Source organism: Paenibacillus sp. JDR-2 (genome assembly GCF_000023585.1).
Classification (GTDB): domain Bacteria; phylum Bacillota; class Bacilli; order Paenibacillales; family Paenibacillaceae; genus Pristimantibacillus.
Genome location: NC_012914.1, coordinates 6743365 through 6763968, shown reverse-complemented (window position 1 = coordinate 6763968; position 20604 = coordinate 6743365). Strand labels below are relative to the sequence as shown.

The window sequence follows — 20604 nt, the reverse complement described above, 5'->3', positions numbered from 1 at the left end:
GAGGGAGTTACAGATGAGCCAAATACTTGTGATGTTCACCGGAGGAACAATCGGCAGCAAGAACAATGACGGCGCGATTTCGGTGAATGAAGCAGGCTCTTACCATTTGATTGATGCTTACATGGCGAGCGCGCTGAAGCGGGATGCGGACCTGGAGACGGTTCAACCGATGAATATATTGAGCGAAAATATCGTGCCGTCGGACTGGAATACATTGATTGCGGCGATCAGGGCCGTCGATCAATCCAAGTACGACGGTCTTATTGTGACGCATGGCTCGGATACGCTGGCCTTTTCGGCGGCGCTTCTCAGCTTTGTTTTATGCGACCTGACAATCCCGCTGGTCCTTGTGGCCAGCAATTATCCGCTTGGCGACGAGCGGGCGAACGGTCTGAGCAATTTCGCTGCGGCAGTGGACTTTATTTCGGAGGATGCGGCGCCGGGCGTATTTGTCATTTACCGTAATGATAAAGGAGAATCGGTGGTTTATCTCGGCAGCCGCATTACGCAATGCGAGTCGTTCACCGACCAGTTCGACAGCCCGTATAGCGTGCCTTACGGCACCATGGCTGGCGGAAGACTGGTCCGTTACGACCATCCGTTTAACCCGGCTCACGATGAGCTTCGCGCGCGTCAGCCGGAGAGCAGTCCGTGGCTGGAAGACGGCGAAGGCATCCAGTCCGGCATGCTGTATATCCGTCCTTTTCCGGGGCTGAATTATTCGTACTACGATTTCTCCGTGCATAAACCAAAAGCCGTGCTGCATGACCTGTTCCACTCCGGAACGGCGAATGCAAGCGGGGCGGATTCCCATTCTCTCCTGCAGTTTGCCGAATATTGCGCGGAACAAGGGGTGGACCTGTATCTGTGTCCGCTCAAGGACAGCGGCGAAGCGATGTATGCTTCGTCTATTCTTCTGAAGGAAGCGGGAGCGGTTTTTATCGAGAACATGTCCGTCGAAGCCGCGCTTATGAAGCTGACTTTGGCTTACTCTCTGCCGCTTGGCAAGGAAGAGATTCAATCCTTCGTTATGGAGCAGCCGCTGTTCTACGAATTTGTGGCTAATCGTGGTAAACTTGGCGTATAAAACGTTTTGAGGAGAGGTGTTCATTTATGACGCAAGCGCAAGTAGGACAAGCTGTACCGGATTTCACTCTGCCGGCTTCTACAGGCGGCAATATCTCGCTATCCGACTACAAGGGCAAAAAGCTGGTGATTTATTTCTACCCGAAGGATAATACGCCGGGTTGTACGGTTGAGTCATGCGATTTCCGCGATTACAACGGGCAGTTCAAATCGTATAATACGGAAGTGATCGGCATCAGCCCTGACGATCTGGCGTCGCATGACACCTTCATTAACGACTTCCAGCTTCCTTTCCCGCTGCTTGCCGATACGGAGCATGGAGTATCCGAGCTGTTTGGCGTATGGAAGGAGCGTTCCTGGAACGGCGAAACGTTTATGGGAATCGAGCGCTCGACGTTCCTGATCGACGAGAACGGCGTGCTGGCACGCGAATGGCGCAGCGTATCGGTAGACGGCCACGTTCTTGAAGTGCTCGAAGCGGTAAAATAAGCATGGACAAAAGAAGCCTCCAAATCCACAAACGGTGGAGATGGAGGCTTTTTTTCTTATATTTTAACGCTGGAAAAATTCGATTCGTTCGCCTTCCGGTCCGCTAATGAAGAAGTAACGGTAGCCGTTAGGAAGCGTTGTAATTTCCTCGTCGATAAATGTTACGCTTGTCTCTTTCAAACGTGCGAATTCGGCATCCACATCGTCTACATAAATCGCAAAGTGGTGAACGCGCCCTTCTACAGGCAGCTCGCCGTTATAATGCTGGACTAATTCGATTTCCGTCTCGTCGGAATCCCCGAAGCCAAGGAAAGCTAGTTCAATAACGCCATTTGTATGAGTCAAGCGGCCTTTCAGGGTCAGACCCACAAACTCTTCATAGAAGCGGATGGTTGCCTCCATATCTCTTACCATGATTCCAACGTGATCGACGCGTTTGCGTGCCATTTGCATTACTCCTTCTCCTCTAGTTTGACCCCATCATAGGCATTCATTCTTTCGTTGTCAAGCAACGAAGGGGAGAGTATAATGAGAAATAATTCCAAGTAAGTAAATAGGTATTATATGATAAAAGAAAACGGATAAAAGGAGGCAGAGGAGTGGAGATAAGAAGGCTGGGCGCAAGTGAGCTGTACCCGTCGGTTATTGGTTTTGGAGCATGGGCTGCGGGCCGGAACGGCTGGGGGGCTGTAGAAGAGAAGGATATCCGGCAGGCGATAGATAAGGCCATTGATCTGGGGATTACCTTTTTCGATACGGCTCCGGTATACGGATTCGGGGAATCGGAGAGAGTGCTGGGAAAAGCGCTTAAGTCCGTACGGGATAAAGTACTTATTGCCACCAAATGCGGTCTTGTCTGGGATGACCGTTACCAGGTCGATATCGACTTGTCCGGGGCAAGCCTTATCCGCGAGGTGGATGACAGCCTCCTTCGGCTGGATACCGATTATATCGATCTTTATCAGGTGCATTGGCCGGATCCTAAAGGCAAGGTACCCATTGAGGAGACATTTTCGGTTCTTAACGGGCTTGTCCAAGCAGGCAAAATCCGCAGCATCGGCGTATCGAACTTCTCCGTTCATCAGCTTGTGGCGGCGCAGTCCGTTGCCACCGTCGTCTCGCTTCAGTCCCCGTACAACCTGCTGCAAAGGCAAGTCGAATATGCCGAGCTTCCTTACTCCGAGAAGCAGCAGCTGGGCTTTATCCCGTACAGTCCTTTGGCGCAAGGGCTGCTCACCGGCAAATTCAACGCGGTCACGAAGTTCCGGGATGACGATATCCGCTCCTATGGCAATCCGCTTTACAAACGCGGCCAGTTCGAAGGCAACGTGCTGAAGGTGGAGCTGCTGCAAGGGATCGCAAGGTCCATCGGCAAGCCGCTCAGCCAGGTCGCGATTAATTGGCTGCTCTATAACAAGGCGGTTACGACGGTTATCGCCGGTGCCAAGACGGTTGCACAGGTACAGGAAAATGCCGCCGCTTCCCGATGGAAGCTGACCCGCGAGGATTATGAGCAGATCAGCCGCTTATTTGAACCGGACTCTTCATACGTTATTTAAAATAAAAGGCTTGCGGATATCCGCAAGCCTCTTGTTCATTATTATAATCCGAATTCATCTTCGCTATATTCGGGATCGTCTTCATACATATAATAGATTTTCCAGCTGTTGTCCGGCATTTTTTTCAGATAGTAAGTAGCGTCCGTAGGGATGACCTGAGTATGCGTCATGTCCGGGCCTTCCAATTTCATGTTGATCTTGCCGCCTGTCGCATGAATAACGGCAAAACGGTTCGATTTGGAGACGACTTCAAAACTTGCAGGCGCAGTCAGCTCAAATGCCAATTTATAGCCCTGTTCTTTTAAAGCCGCGAAGCTCTCGCTGTCCCAGAAGCTGGCGGCCAGTTGATATCCGGTATAATATTGTGCCTGGATCTCGCCAAGCTTGCCGTATTCCTCCGCATTGACGGCTTCCGCCTCTTTAGCGTTTTCCTCGTTAATGACGGCGGTAAGCACGGCATCCTCGGGAAGATCGCTCTTCTGCAGATCAAGCGCGCGCTGAATCATGACAACGGCTTCCGCGCGAGTCGCGTTTGCGTAAGGCTTAAAGGTTGTTGCGGTAGCTCCGCGGACAATTCCGGCTTGGCTTGCCTTTGCAATGAAAGGCGTTGCGAAGTATTCCGGTACGTCGGAGAAGGATTTCGCCTCGCCTTCAAATTTGACGGAAGATTCGAAAGCGCGGACCACCATCGTTGCGATCTCGCCGCGCTTAACAAGTTCATCAGGCCCGAAAGTTGTTTCGGTCAGACCGTTCACAACGCCAAGGGAGCTGGCGATCCGAATCGGCTCGGAGTACCATTTGCCGCTAGGAACGTCAGTAAAGGATTTGCCTGCTTCCTCGGTTGCTAGACCAAGCGCGCGTACGAGAATGGATACGAATTCCGCGCGGCTGATGGATAAGTCGGGCTTCAGATAAGTATCGCCATAGGAGTCCGTGTAGCCCTTGAGCAGGTCCGCCGAAACGAAGTTGTCCAGCGCCTCGTAAGCCCAATGCTCGTCGATATCCATCGGGATATAAGCATACAGGGTGTCTTCCGCGGACGCAGCGCTAGCTTTGGACGCCTGGAACGGGAGTGCAAGCAGAAGTACTGCTGTCAGAAAAATAATAAGACTGCGGGTAAAAGCTTTCATTTCATATTCCTCTCTTATGTAAAGATATTGTAAAAATGACCCATACTGATACTACCAGATGAGAGGTTTTAGTACTAGAGAGAATAATTGGCATGCAAAAAAAGAAGGCTTGCGGGTATCCGCAAGCCTTCTTCGTTCTTATTCAGTGATTTCGTCAGTGCCGGACGCGTCATCAGCGTCAGGACCAAACAGATAGATTTTCCAGCTGTTGTCTTCTGTTTTCTTCAACAGATAATAGCCGTCTCTTGGAACGGTTTGCGTTTGCGTATCGGCATCGGTTTTGCCTTTAACCGTTACTTTGTAAGTGCTGCCTGTTGCATGAATGGTAGCAAAACGGTCTGTTTTCGCCACGATTTCATATTTTTGCGAAGTCAGCTTTTCCAAAGCAAGGGTGTAACCTTCCTTCGCCAGCTCCGAATAATCCTGGTAGTCAAAGGCGTTTTCGGCTTTAGCGTAACCCGTCATATATTTATCCAGAACATCGCCAAGCTTAGCGAAGTCCTGCGAATTAACAACCTCTGCTTCTTTTGCCTCGTATTCATCAATCAGAGCGGTGAGAGTCGCATCTTCCGGCAGATTGCTTGCTTGCAGATCAAGCGCGCGTTGGACCATTACCACAGCTTCAGCGCGAGTTGCGTTTGCGTAAGGCTTAAACGTTGTAGCGGTAGCGCCGCGAACAATGCCCGCTTGGCTTGCTTTTGCAATGAAAGGAGTTGCGAAGTATTCCGGCACGTCGGAGAAGGACTTCGCTTCGCCTTCAAATTTGACGGAGGATTCGAATGCGCGAACGACCATCGTAGCGATCTCGCCGCGTTTGATCAGTTCATTAGGACCAAAGGTCGTTTCAGTCAGGCCGTTAACGATACCGAGGGAGCTTGCGATCCGAATCGGCTCGGAGAACCATTTGCCTGCGGGAACGTCAGCAAAGGTTTTGCCTGTTTCAGTTGTAGTCAAGCCAAGCGCGCGTACCAGAATGGCTACGAATTCCGCACGGCTGACGGACAGGTCCGGTTTGATCAAAGTGTTGCCGTCAGAGTCGGCGGAGCCTTTGAGCAGATCAGCGTTAACGAAGTTGTCAAGCTCGTCATAGGCCCAGTGGTCGTCGATATCAACCGGGAAGTATGTGCCCAGTGTATCTTCAGCGGACGCGGCGCTTACTTTTGAAGCTTGGAACGGAAGGGTGAGCAGCACGACAGCTGCCAAGAAAACAATAAGACTACGGGAAAAAGTTTTCATTTCGTATTCCTCTCTTATGTAAGAATTTTGTAAATAGACCCTTACTGATACTATCAGATGAGAGGGGATTGTACTAGAGAAAATTAGTAGATTTGGGCTTGGAATAGCTAAAATAAATCCTTGGAACCAGTGCGCAAAAAAACCGATCCTTATTAACTAAGGACCGGCTTTTTTTGTCTACTATTGTATTATTTCCAATTGGGAAGCTGGCTGACATAGCTGTCGGACAACTGCAGCAGCTCCAGCGCGCGGTTAAATTCGTCCGCCGAATCAAGGGACACGGTGCTTGCTCCGGAGAGCGGAAGATGCGTGCCGTCCTCATAGCCGCTGCCGGAGAGGAACAGCTCATCGCTGCTGACGAATGATCCGGTCGGCAGATAATAACGCTGCGGCAGCAGGTTAACCGACGTGTTGTTCAGAATATCCTGACCGAAATGAATTTGATTGTCCAACGGCAAGCCTAACAGGTTCGCTACCGTAGGCAGAATATCAACCTGGCCGCCAAGCTGATTAAATACTTCCGGTTCGGTAATGCCAGGGGCGGTAATAATAAGCGGGATGTTAATCATATCGGCAGAGCCGTATTCACGTCCGTAAATCTCTTTCATCAGTTCCTTGTCATCGCGGTCCAGCGAGTAAATCGGCAGTCCGAGATGATCGCCATACAGCACGATAACGCTGTTATCCCAAATGCCGCGCTGCTTCAGATCGTCAATGAACAAGCCAAGCGCGTAATCCGCGTAATTCTGGGCGCGGATATAATCGCCCACGAAGGTCTTCTCGTACCGCTTCGGAAGCTCCATCTTGTATTTCCGCTCCGGAATAGTGAACGGATGATGGGAAGACATGGAGATGACCTGCGCATAGAACGGCTTGTCGCCTTGATCCATTTTCTCCAGCTCGGCTGCGGTTTTCGCGTACAGCACTTCATCGGAGGCCGCGAAGAAGACGGAATCCTCGTCGCCGAAGAACGGTTTGTCATAGTAACGGTTGAAGCCAAGCGCCTTGTACAGCTCGCTGCGGTTCCAGAACTCCACGACATTGGTATGAAAGGTCGCCGTGTCATAGCCATGCTGCTGCAGCAGCCTTGGAAGGCTTGGCAGCTCTTTCTTCGGGTAGACCTGAGTAGCCGCGCCGTTTGGCGGTATATAATAAGAAGTATTAACAACAAATTCGGCATCCGACGTATTGCCCTGTCCGACACCTTGATAGAAGTTGTTGAAGTAGTAGCTTTCATTGGCCAGCTTATTCATGTTAGGCGTAATTTCCTGGCCGTCGATTTTCAGATTGATAAGGAAGTTTTGGAACGACTCCATCTGGATAATGATCAGATTTTTGCCGGAGGCCGCCTTCCACAGCTTAGGGGAGGCCGGCTTTTCAATCTGCTTTATTTCATCAATCTTGGACTGCGTAATCTCGGACGGATTGACGAGATCCTGCTTCTTATTGGATAAAATCGTATATGCCTCGTAATTAAGAATGCCCATTTGCTCCGCTTTGACGATCTCGTTCATACTTGCGCGGTTCGGCAAAATGTTAAACAGGCAAAGCGCAAGGGAAATGCCAAACAAAGCAGCAAGCACGCTCCGGCTGACGCGTTTTTGGCTGGCCGCCTTCCAATACTGTCCCTTCCGGCGCCGAATCAAGTAATAACCCATGACAATAATATCGATAAAGACCAGCAAATAGTAAGGGTCCATCAGAGAGAAAACGCTGTTGCTGACGGCCGTGACCTGATTAACCTGGTTGAGGGCTGAGTAGGTAACGATAACGCCATAATATTTGTAATACATAAGGACCGCAAACAGGATGGCGGTCATAAGCAGGTTAGCGCTTAAATAATAGACCAGCTTTCGTTTGGTAGCGAACCATTCAATCAGACAGAACACAATTAACGCAAACGGGACTTCCTTGAGCAGGGTTGTCCAGTTAGGACCACCAAAGACGACCATCCAGGTTAGAAAGCTCTTAAGCAGAACAATCAGTGAGAATGCGAGAATGGGCCGTTTGCTGAAAAGCCTTTTTGGTGCTAGATTTGACACGTTTTCGCCGCCCTTCACAATAAAACAGGCTTCTCAATAAGCAGCCTGTCCCATAATGTCTTCTATCTCTATTGTAATCATTATGCTTGGCTGGAAGAGGAATGTCAAAGTCAAGCCAGTCTGCCGGTGATGGCAAAATCACGTAAACAAATGTTGCAACTTTTTAAGACATTATCGAGTCTATTCGTTTATAGTAGAGAGGAAAGAACCGTAACGTTCCTAAACAAAAACAAGCAAGAATAAGGAGAGCAGCATGAGAAGAAACGTACAAAGACGAAAAAGACGCGGATTAGCTTTTCTGGCGGTATGCGTGGTTGCTATAGCAGTCATTCTGTTTATCCGCTACGAAAATTTAACGGCCCAGGCTCCGGAAGAGACAGCGGCTAATAGCCAGAACTCAGAACAACCTTCTCCTACGGCATCGGATGAGCCTGCAGTTTCGGACGAGCCTACGGATGCGCCAACGGATGCGCCGTCTGACAAACCGTCGGACACACCTTCAAATACGCCGTCCGAGAAACCGTCGGACAAGCCAACTGATACACCGGCTGACAAGCCTGCGATAGCTACTGCAGGGGAAGAGGATGGCTACGCGGTTGTCGCTCAGCCTGCAAGCGTAGCCGTGCTGGTGGACAAGCAATACAAGCTGCCTGACAATTACGAGCCTAAGGATCTGGTTTATCCGGATGTTCGCTTTACGTTCAGCGAGAAAATCGACAAACGCAAAATGCGCAAGGAAGCGGCTGGCGCTCTGGAAGATCTGTTTGCCGGTGCGGAGAAAGACGGCATTTACCTGGCCGGGGTCTCGGCTTACCGTTCGCAAGCAACGCAGAAGACGCTTTTCAATAATTACGTGAAAAAAGACGGCATGGAGAAAGCATTAACGTACAGCGCATTCCCGGGTACGAGCGAGCATCAGACCGGTCTTGCGATTGACGTATCGGGCAGCGACGGCAAATGTGCCGCGACGGATTGCTTCGGCGGTACTCCTGAAGCGGAATGGCTGGCGGATCATGCATCGGAATATGGCTTCATTATCCGTTATCCGGAAGGCAAGGACGCCATTACGGGCTACAAGTACGAGCCTTGGCATCTCCGCTATGTAGGCAAGGAGCTGGCTAAGGAGATTAATGATAAGGGGCTGACCCTGGAGGAGTATTATAACGCGGTTCCGGTAACAAAATAATAGAGCCGAATGGGACGGCGCTCAGCATCCATTGCGTGTAAATCATACACGGCAGAGGGCTGCGCGCCGTTACCCGTTCTTTTAGATCTTTGGCTCAAACGTTTTGCAGTCGGTTTCATCCGAGTTGCTTGCTTGTTTCGAACGGTTATTCACTACATAAATCGAAGTAGCGGCACAATTATTGCCTGCTGCCCAGTACTTGCAGGAGTTTACTTCGCACAGTACATCTTTAGCCATGATTATCATCACCTCCTAGCCTTAGGATGGACAAACGCAAACCTGTTTTATACTTACGAAGGGAATGAACAACAATGGGAAAAAAGCTTTATTTTAATCATGACGCGGGGGTTGACGATCTTGTATCGCTGTTTCTCGTACTGCAAATGAAGGATGTCGAGTTGGTCGGCGTATCGGTGATTCCGGCAGACGGATATTTGGAGCCGGGGATGGCGGCTAGCCGCAAAATCATTGACCGCTTTGGAGCACCGGGAACAAGCGGCAAAGTGGAAGTTGCCCGCTCGAATTCGAGAGGAAGTAATCCGTTTCCGGCGGAATGGCGGATGCATACGTTCTTTGTGGATGCGCTGCCGATTTTGAACGAACCTGGCGTTATCCATACGCCCGAGGCAGAATTGCCTGCCCATAAGCATATGATTCGGCAGCTTCTGGCGTCCGATGAGCCAGTGACGCTGCTGTTCACCGGTCCGCTTACGGACTTGGCGAGAGCGCTTGACGAAGCGCCGGAGATTGAGAAGAAGATCGACAAGCTGGTCTGGATGGGCGGTACCTTTAACGAACAAGGAAACGTTCAAGAGCCGGAGCATGACGGTACGGCGGAATGGAACGCCTTCTGGGATCCGGAAGCGGTAGACCGCGTATGGAACAGCGGTATCCAGATCGAGCTCGTAGCGCTGGAGAGCACCAATAAAGTACCGCTTACCGTTCCGGTGCGCAACCGCTGGGCTTCGCTTCGGAAGCATGCCGGACTGGACTTCGTGGGGCAATGTTATGCCGCATGTCCGCCGCTTGTCTTTATGGAAACAAATTCAACGTACTACCTATGGGATGTTCTGACGACAGCGGTCGTAGGCGATCCAAGCCTGGTCGAAATGAAGACCGTCCATAGCACCGTTATCGCTCGCGGCCCAAGTCAAGGCCGAACAGTCGAAACAGCGGATGGACGGCCGGTGAGCCTTGTTTATGACGTGGAGCCGGAACGGTTCTTCGATTATATTACGTCGCTGTCGCAGAACGCTGTGCTGAATCCTGCGGAGTAGTTAGTCCATTTCATAAATCGAACCGGATTTGCTCGCGTACAGCTCGGCATAGACCTTCTCCGCATACGCATCGGTCATGCCGGAAATATAGTCCGCGATAAAGCGGGCCCAGGTCCAATTGTGCTTGTGCTGCTCGAAGCTTGCCACCCAGTCCGGCGGCAGAATCAAGCGGCCTTGCTCGGGCCTTTTGAAGCTGTCCCACAGGCGGCGGATCATAATTTCGCTGCGCATTTGCAGCCGCTGTACGCGGAAATCCTTAATCAGCGTTACCCACGCAAGCTTCTTCAATATTTCCATCGTGCGCAGCAGGTCGATATCCTGCTGACCATCCAGCACGAACGTTACCTTCTTCCAGCCTTTTACCGGATCTTCGATAATGCCCACACGCCCGGCAAACACGCTGACCCACCGCGCTTTCATCTCTCTTCGCGTTCTGGACGATTCATGATCGTACAGGGCATAAAGCTCTTCCCACTGCAGCAGATAAGCAGCAAGCACTCGCCCCACCATCGCCGGAATATCAACCTGATCCCAACCCACATCCATATTGCCTTGGTCTTCTACGATTTCCTGCACCAGATTGTCGATCAGCCGCTGATCCTCAAAGAACGTACGGTTCATTTGGATTTTGCCGGCACGGATGCCGTCTTCAATATCATGGGTGGAATAAGCGATGTCATCGCATAAGTCCATCAGTTGAGCTTCCAGGGTGGAGCTGCCTACTGGCATCGCCCATTGCTGGCGGATATGATTGATGGCATGCCATTCGGAGCTGTACAGCCCCTTCAGCCTGCCCGGTTCGTCCAGGGAATAAGGATATTTATTTACCGCAAGCAGCACGGCTGCCGTCAGATCCAGACCGCTGCCGCTGCCGGCGCGTTTCTCCAGAAACATGAGGATGCGGAAGTTTTGCGCGTTGCCCTCGTATGCGAGGCCATGCTCCTCGAGCAATAAGCGGTTCAGCACCTCTTCGCCTTTATGGCCAAACGGCGGATGCCCGAGATCATGGGCAAGCGCGGCGATTTCCACGACGGATGGATCCATAATGAGGCCGGGATGCTCTTTTTTGCTCAGAAAAGGATACTGCTTCCCCAGGCGTCTGGCCACTTCGCGCGCAATCTGCGATACCTCGAGGGAATGGGTTAATCTTGTCCGGTAATAATCGCCGGATCCGGCGCCAAACACCTGCGATTTGCCTTGCAGCCGCCGGAAAGCGGGGGATTGAATAAGCCTTGCATAATCCCGTTCGTATTCGTCGCGTTCTTCGCTGAATGTGCCGAGCGCTGGTTCGTCTAATCGAAATTTGCGTAAGTCCATGGTTCTTCCTCCTATGCCGCCCGCACTTTTTTCTGAAAATTGTAACATAATTGATTCTTAATAAGAATGTTTGTGTAAGGTTTGAACATCTTTCCCGCTTGAGGTATGCTCTAGTTAACGTTTTTATCCATATATTGAGGGGCTCGTCTAGCTATGAATGTCTTACAGGATGTTTCAACGGTCTTTATCGTCTTGAATATATTGCTGGCATTGACCGTTATTTTCCTCGAGCGAAAGGATGCAAGATCGACGTGGGCCTGGCTGATGGTGCTGTATTTCCTGCCAGGGGTCGGGTTTGTGCTCTATCTTATTCTCGGGCAGCGGCTGCGCAAGCGGAAGCTGAATAAGATGTTGCTCGAAAGCCAGCGTATTATTGAAGATTCCATTGAAGCTCAGAAGCTTCAATTAGAGGAGCGGCATATCATTTTTAATGATCCCGCTACTATTAACTATCAGAGCATGATTCATATGAATCTGGTAGGCAGCTATTCCTTGTATACGCAGAACAATGCGGTACAGATTTTTACAACAGGGAAAAGCAAGTTCGATGCGCTGCTGCGCGATATCGAGTCCGCACAACATCATATTCACCTTGTCTATTACATTGTGCGTGATGATAAGCTTGGCAACCGCCTGATCCAGGCGCTTGTGGAGAAAGCGAAGCAGGGAGTGCAGGTTCGGTTTCTGTATGACCATATCGGCAGCAAGGGGCTGCCGCGGAAGTTCTTCAAGGAGCTGCGGGAAGCCGGCGGACAGGCGGCAGCCTTTTTTCCGTCGCGGATTCCTTATCTTAATTTGAAGATCAATTTCCGGAATCACCGCAAGCTTGTTATCGTAGACGGGCGGATCGGCTATATCGGGGGCTTTAATATCGGGGATGAGTATATGGGCCGCGACAAGTATTTCGGCGAATGGCGGGATACGCATCTGCGTCTGGAGGGACGGGCCGTTCTGCAAATGCAGGCGCAGTTCCTGATGGACTGGAATCTGGCTTCCGCGGGAATGGTGGAGCTTGATTATCATTACTTCCCGCGCCACTTCCAGGCAGTGGGGACGATTGGCATGCAGGTCGTGGCGAGCGGACCGGATTCGGAATCCCAGCAGATTAAGGATGCTTACATCAAGATGATTTATTTCGCGAAAAAAAGCATCTGTCTGCAGACGCCTTATTTTGTGCCGGACGAGAGTTTGATGACCGCGCTCAAGACGGCCGCTATGTCGGGGATTGAAGTGAAGGTCATGCTGCCCGGCAAGCCCGATCATTTCTTCGTGTACTGGGCAACGCATTCGTATTTGAACGAACTGCTTGCCGCGGGCGGCAAATGCTACATTTATGAACGGGGCTTCCTGCACGCGAAGACGCTTGTCATTGACGGTCAGCTTGCTTCCGTCGGTACGGCCAATATCGATAACCGCAGCTTTAAGCTGAACTTCGAAATGAACGCCTTTATCTATGACAGCGCAACGGCAGGCGAACTGGAAAGATTGTTTGATCTTGACCTGCAGGATTGTCATGAATTAACCTTCGAGGATTATTTGAAGCGGCCGCTGATGAACAAGTTCAAAGAGTCCATCGCCCGGCTGTTATCGCCTATTCTATAAAATACGCACGCAAAAAGGGATTCCGCTTATCAATGATAACCGGAATCCCTTTACCTTTCTGAATCGCAATTATTCAATTTCGTAACGCTCCATTCTACAACTTGCGTTGCCTTAATCTTACTAACGAATAAGTATTGATCGGGTCCAAGTGACGAGAGACGAATTTGAGTTCCCGCATGTCCGGTTTACCTTGCGATCTCCTTCCCGGAAATAGTGAGGACATGCTTCGCTAACCTACTTCAATGGTCTATCCCCTTTCGTTTGGTGTAGGTCTATCATAAACTATTATTTCAATTTTGTAAATATTCAGATAATTATTTTTCGTAAAGTTTGGCTACTCATTCTAAAGAGGGAGAATGGCGCATATAGGCAGAGAGTCCCGGTTGATCTTCCTATTCTTTAGATTTATACTTAGTCTAAATTAACTTGTACTGAAGGAATGAATAATGATGACTAAGATAAATTTAACCGTACAGCGCAAAACGATTCTCGAGGCGATCCAGGAATCCAATGATCACCCGACAGCGGCGGATATTATTGAAAGATTACGCGACAAAGGCGTCAGCTTTGCGTACGGAACGGTATACAATTCGCTCCGTTATTTGACCGACGCCGGACTCATCCGGGAGCTCAAGCTAGGCGAGGCTGTCAGCCGCTATGATGCCAGAATGGACGATCACCATCATATTATGTGCAAGCAGTGCGGTCGCGTCGAGGAAGTGTTGACCGAGCTGCCCGAGGAATGGCTGAAGAAAATTGCCGCAGAAACGAAGTTTAAGGTTCAGGATGCACATGTTGTATTAGAGGGGGTATGCGAGTTATGCGCCAGCAAGTAGAAGATAACCGTATGGAGGGGCCGCCCTCCAGCGAGTCGATGGAGGGGAAGGCATGTTCCCTCACCAAACGGATTATGACGGTTAGTCCTTTTCCCGAGCGGATGAACAGCCTTCTGCATCTTCTTACGGCGGAATGCTTCGACCTGTTCACGCTCCACGATCTGAACAAGGCATTCGTCAGCAGCCTGCAGCCGGAGCTGATAATTTACGATGCCACTCCGCATCCGCTTATTCCGGATGCCATAGATGCCCTTCATGCGGCGATGACGCAAACTTCTCCCATTAACGGCGCATCCCTTCTGTATCTGGTCCACGAGGACGCCCGGATTATGGCAGCGGCTATTCCGAAACATGCCGAGCTGCTCGCATGGCCTTCGAATCCGCAGGAAGCCCTTAACCAGATCAACCGGATGCTCGGCGAGTGGAAGGCTCCCGATCTGTCCAGCTACCGGTTCAAGGACCTGACCGTCGACCTGAAGAAAATGGCGGTGTTCCGCGGCGGTGAGCGAATTGAGCTGACCAAGACGGAATATGATCTTCTCCTTATGTTTCTGACATCCGATGGGGCGGTGCTCACGCGCGAAGCGATGTTTGACGCGGTATGGGGCAGCCAGTATTTCGGGGGGAGCAATGTCGTGGATGTGCATATCAAGACGCTCCGCCGCAAGCTGAAGGACAGCGCGGTAGCGCCGCATTATATCGCGACCGTGCGCGGAGTCGGCTATCGGCTGGTAGAGGAACGGGGCAATTAAAAGAGAGTGCAGGGACCTTCTTCATCTGTTCTTCATTAGGTTTTCATCCAACGTTCATGACAGGGTTGATCCGTAAACGTACAATAGGATTATAAGATTTAGATCAAGTCTAAATATAAATAATCCGGAGGTACCGATATGATCAACCGTTTAACCACTAATCAAGGCAAGCCTGTAGGCGATAATCAAAACTCCAGAACAGCCGGACAACGCGGCCCGACCTTGCTGGAGGATTACCATCTGATCGAGAAGATCGCCCATTTTGACCGCGAACGTATTCCGGAGCGCGTGGTGCATGCGCGCGGGGCTGGCGCATATGGCGTATTCCGGGCAGCAAGCAGCATGAGTGCCCATACAAAGGCAGCATTCCTGCGGGAAGCGGGCAAAGAAACGGACGTGTTTGTCCGGTTCTCCACCGTTATTCACGGAACAGGTTCGCCGGAGACGGCGCGCGATCCGCGCGGTTTTGCAGTGAAGTTCTACACGGAGGAAGGCAACCTGGATATCGTCGGCAACCATTTGCCGGTCTTCTTCATACGCGATGCGATCAAATTTCCGGATATGGTTCATTCGCTTAAGCCGTCCCCGCGAACGAATATTCAAGAGCCGGAGCGTTACTGGGACTTCATGACGCTGTCGCCGGAATCGACCCATATGCTTACTTGGGTATTCTCCGATGCCGGCACCCCTGCTTCCTACCGCGAAATGGACGGCTTTGGCGTTCACGCGTTCAAGTGGATAAATGACGAGGGCAATGTAACGTATGTGAAATACCATTGGAAATCGAAGCAGGGAGTCCGCAACTTTACGGCTGCCGAAGCCAGCGAGATGCAAGGCAAAGACTTCAACCATGCGACTCGGGATTTATACGATTCCATCGAACTAGGCCAATATCCGGAGTGGGATCTGCATGTGCAGCTGATGCCGGTTGAGCATCTGGACCGTTATTCCTTCGATCCGCTGGATCCAACGAAGATTTGGCCGGAGGATATGTACCCGCTGCAGCTTGTTGGCACCATGCGGCTGAACCGCAATCCGGACAATTATTTTGCCGAAGTCGAGCAGTCTGCTTTTGCGCCTAGCGCCGTAGTACCCGGCATTGAGCCTTCGGAAGACAAGCTTCTCCAAGGACGCCTATTCTCGTACCCGGATGCGCAGCGCTACCGTCTTGGGGCCAACTATCTTCATATTCCGGTCAATTGCCCTTACGCGCCGGTTCGCAACCATCAGCAAGGTGGCGCGATGACGATGAAAGCCGATCCTTCAACCGTTAACTATGAGCCTAACAGCTCTTCGGAAAGCCCGCGGGAAGTTTCGGAGTACAAGGACGGCGACGCGCCATTGCATGGCTATGCCGGACGTCAGAAGATCGACAAGACCGATGATTTCACGCAGGCAGGGGAGCGCTACTTGTCGCTGCCGCCAGAGCAGCGGGATAATCTGGTCAGCAATCTGGTGAACGACCTGAAGCACGCAAGCGAAAATGTCCAGCTGCGTGCTGTATGCAACTTCTTCCGCGCTAACGTGGAATTCGGTATCCGCCTTTCGAAAGGGCTTGGCGTAGATATCAGCGCCTATATGCAGCACCAGCGTTAATTTTATAAAACCAACGGCCGAAGCCGATCGATTGACGATTGGGCTTCGGCCGTTTTTTTGTTACACTATTGACGTAAACGATTACATAACGAGGTGAGAGGATGCAATATCGCGGGTTAGGTTCATCGGAATTGAAAGTTAGCGAGATCAGCTTCGGAACATGGGCGATTGGCGGTGCCTGGGGCAACGTCAACGATAAGGAATCGCTCATGGCGCTTGAGGCTGCCATCGATAAAGGCGTCAACTTCTTTGATACGGCAGACGTGTACGGAGACGGCCACAGCGAGCAGCTGCTCGCGCAAGCCGCCAAAGGGCGCGAGGATGAGATTTATATCGCGACGAAATTTTGCCGCGCGGGAGATATTCATGATCCGGCGACCTACTCGGAGGCTTCGGTCCGCGCTTATTGCGAAGCCAGCCTGAAGCGTCTGGAGCGCGAGCGGATTGATCTGTACCAGATCCATTGCCCGCCAATGTCGATTCTGAAGAACGGAAGCGTGTTCGAGGTGCTGGACAAGCTGCAACAGGAAGGCAAAATCCGTCATTACGGCGTAAGCGTAGAATCGGTGGAGGAAGGTCTCTTCTGCCTGGAGCAGCCGAATGTGCGCGCGCTTCAGGTCATCTATAATATTTTCCGCCAGAAGCCGCTTGAGCTGCTCAATGAAGCGCATCGCCGCGGCGTTGGCATCTTGGTTCGCCTGCCGCTTGCGAGCGGTCTATTGACGGGGAAGTTCACGGCATCGTCCACCTTCGAAGCGGATGACCACCGCCGCTTTAACGAGAACGGCGAAGCGTTTAACGTGGGCGAGACATTCGCCGGTCTAGGCTTTGCCAAAGGCGTCGAGCTGGCCGACCAGCTGCGCTGGATGGAGGAGGGCCGCGGCAATATGACGCGTGCATCGCTGCGCTGGCTGCTTGATCATGAAGCCGTCACTTGCGTAATTCCGGGCTTCCGCAACGTCCGTCAGGTGGAGGATAATCTTGCGGCACTGGACGTGCCTTCATTTACGGCAGAAGATCGGGAGCGTCTTGCGGCTTTCTATAAGGAACAGGTCCATCCGTTTATCCGCGGATCTTATTGATTGGATCGTTTGAAAGGCATAAACTTGCGGGCTTCAGAAGGTTTGCACTGTTTAAAATTTTGCAGTACGATGGGTGTAGCTAACCTATTTTGAAATGAGGATAGATAACGATGCTATCTGCAAATACACATCTCATTCAAGTGGCGTCCATCGTTTTTTCGGTTTGTGCCGGTCTGACGCTTATCGTGCTTCGCATGCGGGCGGGCAAACAGCCGACGAACCTGCGTAAAATTATCGCCCCGCCGCTAGGCATGTCGACGGGCTTTATGATGTTTGCTTTTCCCGTTACCCATATCCACTGGCTGTGGGGGTTATCGGCTTTTGGCACGGGGCTTTTGATCTTCTCGTTCCCACTTATCGTCACAACGCGTCTCGAGAGAGTCGAATCCGATATATTCGTCCGCCGTTCCAAGGCGTTTATTTTCATCATGCTGACCTTGCTTGCGATCCGGCTAGCGCTGCATAGCGTAGTCGAGCAATATATGTCGATCCCGCAGACAGGGGCTTTGTTCTACCTGCTCGCGTTTGGGATGATCCTCCCGTGGCGTTTCGCCATGGTTGGCGACTATATGCGTTTGCAAAAGGCGGAAATGTAACGAGTGGGCCGTGCCGTGAGGCACGCCCTTTTTTTGACCGCAATCAAGATTCGGTCGTTTATTTTTGATTCATGGGCACGGTCCTTCCGTGCCGCAAGACGGATAAACCGACTTAATTCGCTAGTTGTTCGGAGCGTTGATATGCAGCGGGTAGCTGTAAGAGGAAAAAACCGACTTATTGGGCTGGTTGTTAGTTGGGCTGATACGGAGCGGGTAGCTGTAAGGGAAAAAAACCGACTTAATAGGCTGGTTGCCCGTTGCATTAATCAAAAGCGAGCGCTGCAAGACGGAAATTTCCCCTTATTCGTGCGCAGACTAGCTATTCAATGTTTGACATAGGGCATCGGAATATGATATAAATTGTATGCAATTTAATTTTAATCAAATCATTTAGTCGGAGGAGGATATATTATGAGCGTTTATTCATTTGAAGCAGATACAATTAGAGGGCAGCGTGTTAGCCTGGAGGATTACAAGGGCAAGGTTCTGGTCATCGTAAATACAGCAAGCAAATGCGGCTTCACGCCTCAATATTCCGACCTGCAGAAGGTATATGAGCAATTCAAGGAGCAAGGACTCGAAATTCTGGGCTTTCCGAGCAATCAGTTCGGCGAACAGGAGCCAGGCTCGAATTCGGATGTGCAGGAATTTTGCCAGATCAACTACGGCGTATCCTTCCCGCTGTTTGCGAAGACGGATGTCCGTGAAGAATCGGCTCATCCTCTGTTCAAGTATTTGACGGAGCAAGCTCCGTTCCACGGCTTTGACACCTCGGAGCCAAGCGGCAAAATGCTTCATACTTTCCTGTCGGAGAAGCTGCCTCATTACCTGGAAGGCAACGACGTGAAATGGAACTTCACGAAGTTCCTCGTTGACCGCGAGGGCAACGTCATCAAACGGTTTGAATCGACGGACGAGCCGCTAAATATGGTGGAAGATATCCAGAAGCTGCTGTAATCTCATACTGCCTTAATAAAAGCTCATGTCGCCCGTTCAAGGCAGCGTGGGCTTTTTTGCTGTTTATTCAAGCTTCCCACCAGATGACCTCCGCGCCGACCCCCATCAGGCCAAGCACGGTCAAAGAGCCTACTACGTTAACGGTTAAGGTCTGTCCCGGCGGTACGGAAACGCCCCCGCCAACGGAAAAAGAGAATGGGCCAGGCTGCAGCGGATATAGGATAAAAGCCGTCCCGCCAGTCACGGCGTTGATAGAGGTGGTGACGGAAGCGACACTGGCCGTCCCGCTTCCCAAGTTAAAATTGACCGGCGTTACGGTAGTTGGGGAAGCAACGGTTCCACCGCTGTAGACCGTCACTTGCGCGGAAAAGCTCGAAAGCAGGCTTAGCGAAATGTTGGTGTACCCGATGATCTGTCCAAGGTACGCGGTTTTGCCGCTGCCCGAAGGGTTGGCGATGCGAATCGAGATATTGACGCTTCCCCCTAACAGTCCTAAGGACAAGCTGTTGGATGCGCTGATGCTGAAGGAGCTTCCGGCTTGTACGGAGGTGCCGGACTGAACCGGAATCTCGGACCCGGGCTGCGTATAGGAGTTGGCTGCCGCTCCGTACAAGGGCCCGTTGGAGCCGTCAAATATCGGGTTATTCGGCATTAAAACTCCCACCACGAAATATTGGCCGCCGCCGTAATGGCACCGGTACCAACTGAGATGGTGACTGAACGGTTAGGCGCTACAATAAGTCCCCCTGCAAAAGCAACCTCAAACATCCCCGCCGCCAGCAAAGTGGTATAGAACAACGTTGGTGAACCCGACACGCTTCCGGTAGTTACCCTAGCGGTAGCTACGCTTGTTGTCGCGTTGCCAAGCTGCATGTTAAACGGAGTTGGCGTTGTACCACCCGTGACCGTGCCTCCCGAATAAAGGTTCACTGTTGCAGCCGCACTCACTCCACCGCTAATTTTTGAAACATACAGCGACCTTCCGCTGCCGTTTGGATTGGTAATCTGAATCAACAAGTTGGAGCCCGCGCCTACGGCTGTGCTAGCCGAAGTGACCATAAAAAACCGGCCGCTCGCAGCAGCGTCTTCTTCAGGAGGAGCCACGATGGCAGGACTGCTGTAGCGGTTATTCAGCAAAATATAAAGCGGATTGTTCTCGCTGTTAAATACGGAGTAATTCGTCAATTGTCCCCACCTCTTGTATCGAAATGCTTGCCACAGTATATGGTGGAAAAGCCGGATTCGTATGGGGATTTAACGATGAGAAGGAAGTTAGGTGAATCTACAGGCGTCAATCGCCGCCGCGGACAAATTCGTTTACACATAAAGTAATGGAAGCATGGACATTGAGGAGAAGAGGAGAAATGGGAAAAACAGCAGGATGCAAACATAGAAGACCACGTCGTTGCCGCAAAAAGCCGTTAAAGCCCAAGAAACGCTGTATCCCCCGAAGACGTGTTTGCCGCAGGGGCAAAGACGGCAACTGTTGTCAAAGTTTCCGTTCCATTGAATATGAAGAAGCTGCGACATCAGATGAATTCGTCCCGATGCCCAAACAAGACACATCCTCCGATTTGGTGCTTTCTTACTCAGTGCTGAACCGGGGAGGAAATGCAGCCGTTGTGCGCTTGGAGGTTGGACCAAACGGGGTGGATTTCGCAAGCGACTATGAGAGCGTCGTGGAGCCGGGGGGCATGATCATTATGACTCCGTCGAGATTTTTGCATTTTACAAGACTCTCGATACGCTCGCAGCAGCCAGGTGCTTCAACTTTGATCCAGGTATATTTTCAGGCACAGCGAACGCAGATGACCTCGGTTCATGAATTTCATTTTCTAAGAGAAAATAGGTGATGGGAAGG

General features: G+C 51.2%; 21 protein-coding genes. 13 read left to right on the top strand and 8 right to left on the bottom strand.

All coding sequences use genetic code 11. The features are described from left to right. Window positions 1-13: 13 nt before the first annotated feature. Window positions 14-1087 carry an asparaginase gene (locus PJDR2_RS29680; RefSeq protein WP_015847440.1) on the top strand — a complete coding sequence of 358 codons (1074 nt, stop codon included), beginning with the start codon at window positions 14-16 and terminating at the stop codon, window positions 1085-1087. Between the two features lie 26 nt (window positions 1088-1113). After that, complete coding sequence (gene bcp / locus PJDR2_RS29675) at window positions 1114-1575, top strand: thioredoxin-dependent thiol peroxidase (protein WP_015847439.1); 462 nt, start codon at window positions 1114-1116, stop codon at window positions 1573-1575. Window positions 1576-1638: 63 nt separating this feature from the next. Here bcp and PJDR2_RS29670 read toward each other — a convergent pair whose 3' ends face one another. After that, on the bottom strand, window positions 1639-2022 hold the full coding sequence (locus PJDR2_RS29670; RefSeq protein ID WP_041614792.1) for a VOC family protein: 384 nt from the start codon (window positions 2020-2022) through the stop codon (window positions 1639-1641). 152 nt (window positions 2023-2174) lie between these two features. Between PJDR2_RS29670 and PJDR2_RS29665 the strand changes: the two genes are divergently transcribed. Continuing rightward, complete coding sequence (locus PJDR2_RS29665; RefSeq protein ID WP_015847437.1) at window positions 2175-3134, top strand: aldo/keto reductase; 960 nt, start codon at window positions 2175-2177, stop codon at window positions 3132-3134. A gap of 41 nt (window positions 3135-3175) precedes the next feature. Here the strand turns inward: PJDR2_RS29665 and PJDR2_RS29660 are convergent, their stop codons facing one another. The 3 genes from PJDR2_RS29660 to PJDR2_RS29650 form a co-directional block, all read right to left on the bottom strand. Next, window positions 3176-4264, bottom strand: coding sequence for an S-layer homology domain-containing protein (locus PJDR2_RS29660; RefSeq protein ID WP_015847436.1), 1089 nt, complete (start codon window positions 4262-4264; stop codon window positions 3176-3178). Window positions 4265-4402: 138 nt separating this feature from the next. Continuing rightward, on the bottom strand, window positions 4403-5500 hold the full coding sequence (locus PJDR2_RS29655; RefSeq protein WP_015847435.1) for an S-layer homology domain-containing protein: 1098 nt from the start codon (window positions 5498-5500) through the stop codon (window positions 4403-4405). 188 nt (window positions 5501-5688) lie between these two features. Next, a complete protein-coding gene (locus PJDR2_RS29650; RefSeq protein ID WP_015847434.1) occupies window positions 5689-7542 on the bottom strand; it encodes an LTA synthase family protein in 1854 nt (617 codons plus the stop codon). A 253-nt stretch (window positions 7543-7795) separates the two neighbouring features. Between PJDR2_RS29650 and PJDR2_RS29645 the strand changes: the two genes are divergently transcribed. Continuing rightward, a complete protein-coding gene (locus PJDR2_RS29645; protein WP_015847433.1) occupies window positions 7796-8728 on the top strand; it encodes a D-alanyl-D-alanine carboxypeptidase family protein in 933 nt (310 codons plus the stop codon). An 81-nt stretch (window positions 8729-8809) separates the two neighbouring features. On the opposite strand, the gene PJDR2_RS32665 is transcribed toward PJDR2_RS29645, so the two are convergent. Beyond that, window positions 8810-8965, bottom strand: a complete 156-nt coding sequence (locus tag PJDR2_RS32665) for a DUF1540 domain-containing protein (protein ID WP_015847432.1) — start codon at window positions 8963-8965, stop codon at window positions 8810-8812. 74 nt (window positions 8966-9039) lie between these two features. Here PJDR2_RS32665 and PJDR2_RS29640 point away from each other — a divergent pair, with 74 nt between their 5' ends. Next, window positions 9040-10005, top strand: coding sequence for a nucleoside hydrolase (locus PJDR2_RS29640; RefSeq protein WP_015847431.1), 966 nt, complete (start codon window positions 9040-9042; stop codon window positions 10003-10005). Here the strand turns inward: PJDR2_RS29640 and PJDR2_RS29635 are convergent, their stop codons facing one another. Beyond that, window positions 10006-11322, bottom strand: a complete 1317-nt coding sequence (locus tag PJDR2_RS29635; RefSeq protein WP_015847430.1) for a deoxyguanosinetriphosphate triphosphohydrolase family protein — start codon at window positions 11320-11322, stop codon at window positions 10006-10008. Between the two features lie 153 nt (window positions 11323-11475). Here PJDR2_RS29635 and cls point away from each other — a divergent pair, with 153 nt between their 5' ends. The 7 genes from cls to PJDR2_RS29600 all read left to right on the top strand — a co-directional run bounded on the left by cls (window position 11476) and on the right by PJDR2_RS29600 (window position 18743). Further along, window positions 11476-12924 (top strand): cardiolipin synthase, encoded by a 1449-nt coding sequence (cls, locus tag PJDR2_RS29630; RefSeq protein ID WP_015847429.1) that lies wholly within the window; start codon window positions 11476-11478, stop codon window positions 12922-12924. Window positions 12925-13373: 449 nt separating this feature from the next. Next, complete coding sequence (locus tag PJDR2_RS29625) at window positions 13374-13760, top strand: Fur family transcriptional regulator (RefSeq protein WP_041614788.1); 387 nt, start codon at window positions 13374-13376, stop codon at window positions 13758-13760. Next, window positions 13745-14512 carry a winged helix-turn-helix domain-containing protein gene (locus PJDR2_RS29620; protein ID WP_015847427.1) on the top strand — a complete coding sequence of 256 codons (768 nt, stop codon included), beginning with the start codon at window positions 13745-13747 and terminating at the stop codon, window positions 14510-14512. The genes PJDR2_RS29625 and PJDR2_RS29620 overlap by 16 nt, the downstream gene beginning before the upstream one ends. A gap of 138 nt (window positions 14513-14650) precedes the next feature. Then, a complete protein-coding gene (locus PJDR2_RS29615; protein WP_015847426.1) occupies window positions 14651-16108 on the top strand; it encodes a catalase in 1458 nt (485 codons plus the stop codon). Window positions 16109-16209: 101 nt separating this feature from the next. Beyond that, the gene (locus PJDR2_RS29610) at window positions 16210-17190 is read left to right on the top strand and encodes an aldo/keto reductase (protein ID WP_015847425.1); all 981 of its coding nucleotides are present in this window, start codon (window positions 16210-16212) and stop codon (window positions 17188-17190) included. Window positions 17191-17300: 110 nt separating this feature from the next. Further along, window positions 17301-17786, top strand: a complete 486-nt coding sequence (locus PJDR2_RS29605; protein ID WP_015847424.1) for a CcdC family protein — start codon at window positions 17301-17303, stop codon at window positions 17784-17786. A gap of 411 nt (window positions 17787-18197) precedes the next feature. Continuing rightward, entirely contained in the window at window positions 18198-18743 is a 546-nt protein-coding gene (locus PJDR2_RS29600) for a glutathione peroxidase (RefSeq protein ID WP_015847422.1), read from the top strand. Window positions 18744-18810: 67 nt separating this feature from the next. Here the strand turns inward: PJDR2_RS29600 and PJDR2_RS29595 are convergent, their stop codons facing one another. Together PJDR2_RS29595 and PJDR2_RS29590 are read right to left on the bottom strand one after the other, a co-directional pair. Beyond that, entirely contained in the window at window positions 18811-19395 is a 585-nt protein-coding gene (locus PJDR2_RS29595; RefSeq protein ID WP_015847421.1) for a hypothetical protein, read from the bottom strand. Next, entirely contained in the window at window positions 19395-19928 is a 534-nt protein-coding gene (locus PJDR2_RS29590; RefSeq protein WP_015847420.1) for a hypothetical protein, read from the bottom strand. The genes PJDR2_RS29595 and PJDR2_RS29590 overlap by 1 nt, the downstream gene beginning before the upstream one ends. A gap of 179 nt (window positions 19929-20107) precedes the next feature. Between PJDR2_RS29590 and PJDR2_RS29585 the strand changes: the two genes are divergently transcribed. Continuing rightward, entirely contained in the window at window positions 20108-20596 is a 489-nt protein-coding gene (locus PJDR2_RS29585) for a DUF6385 domain-containing protein (RefSeq protein ID WP_015847419.1), read from the top strand. The last annotated feature ends 8 nt before the right edge of the window (window positions 20597-20604 follow it).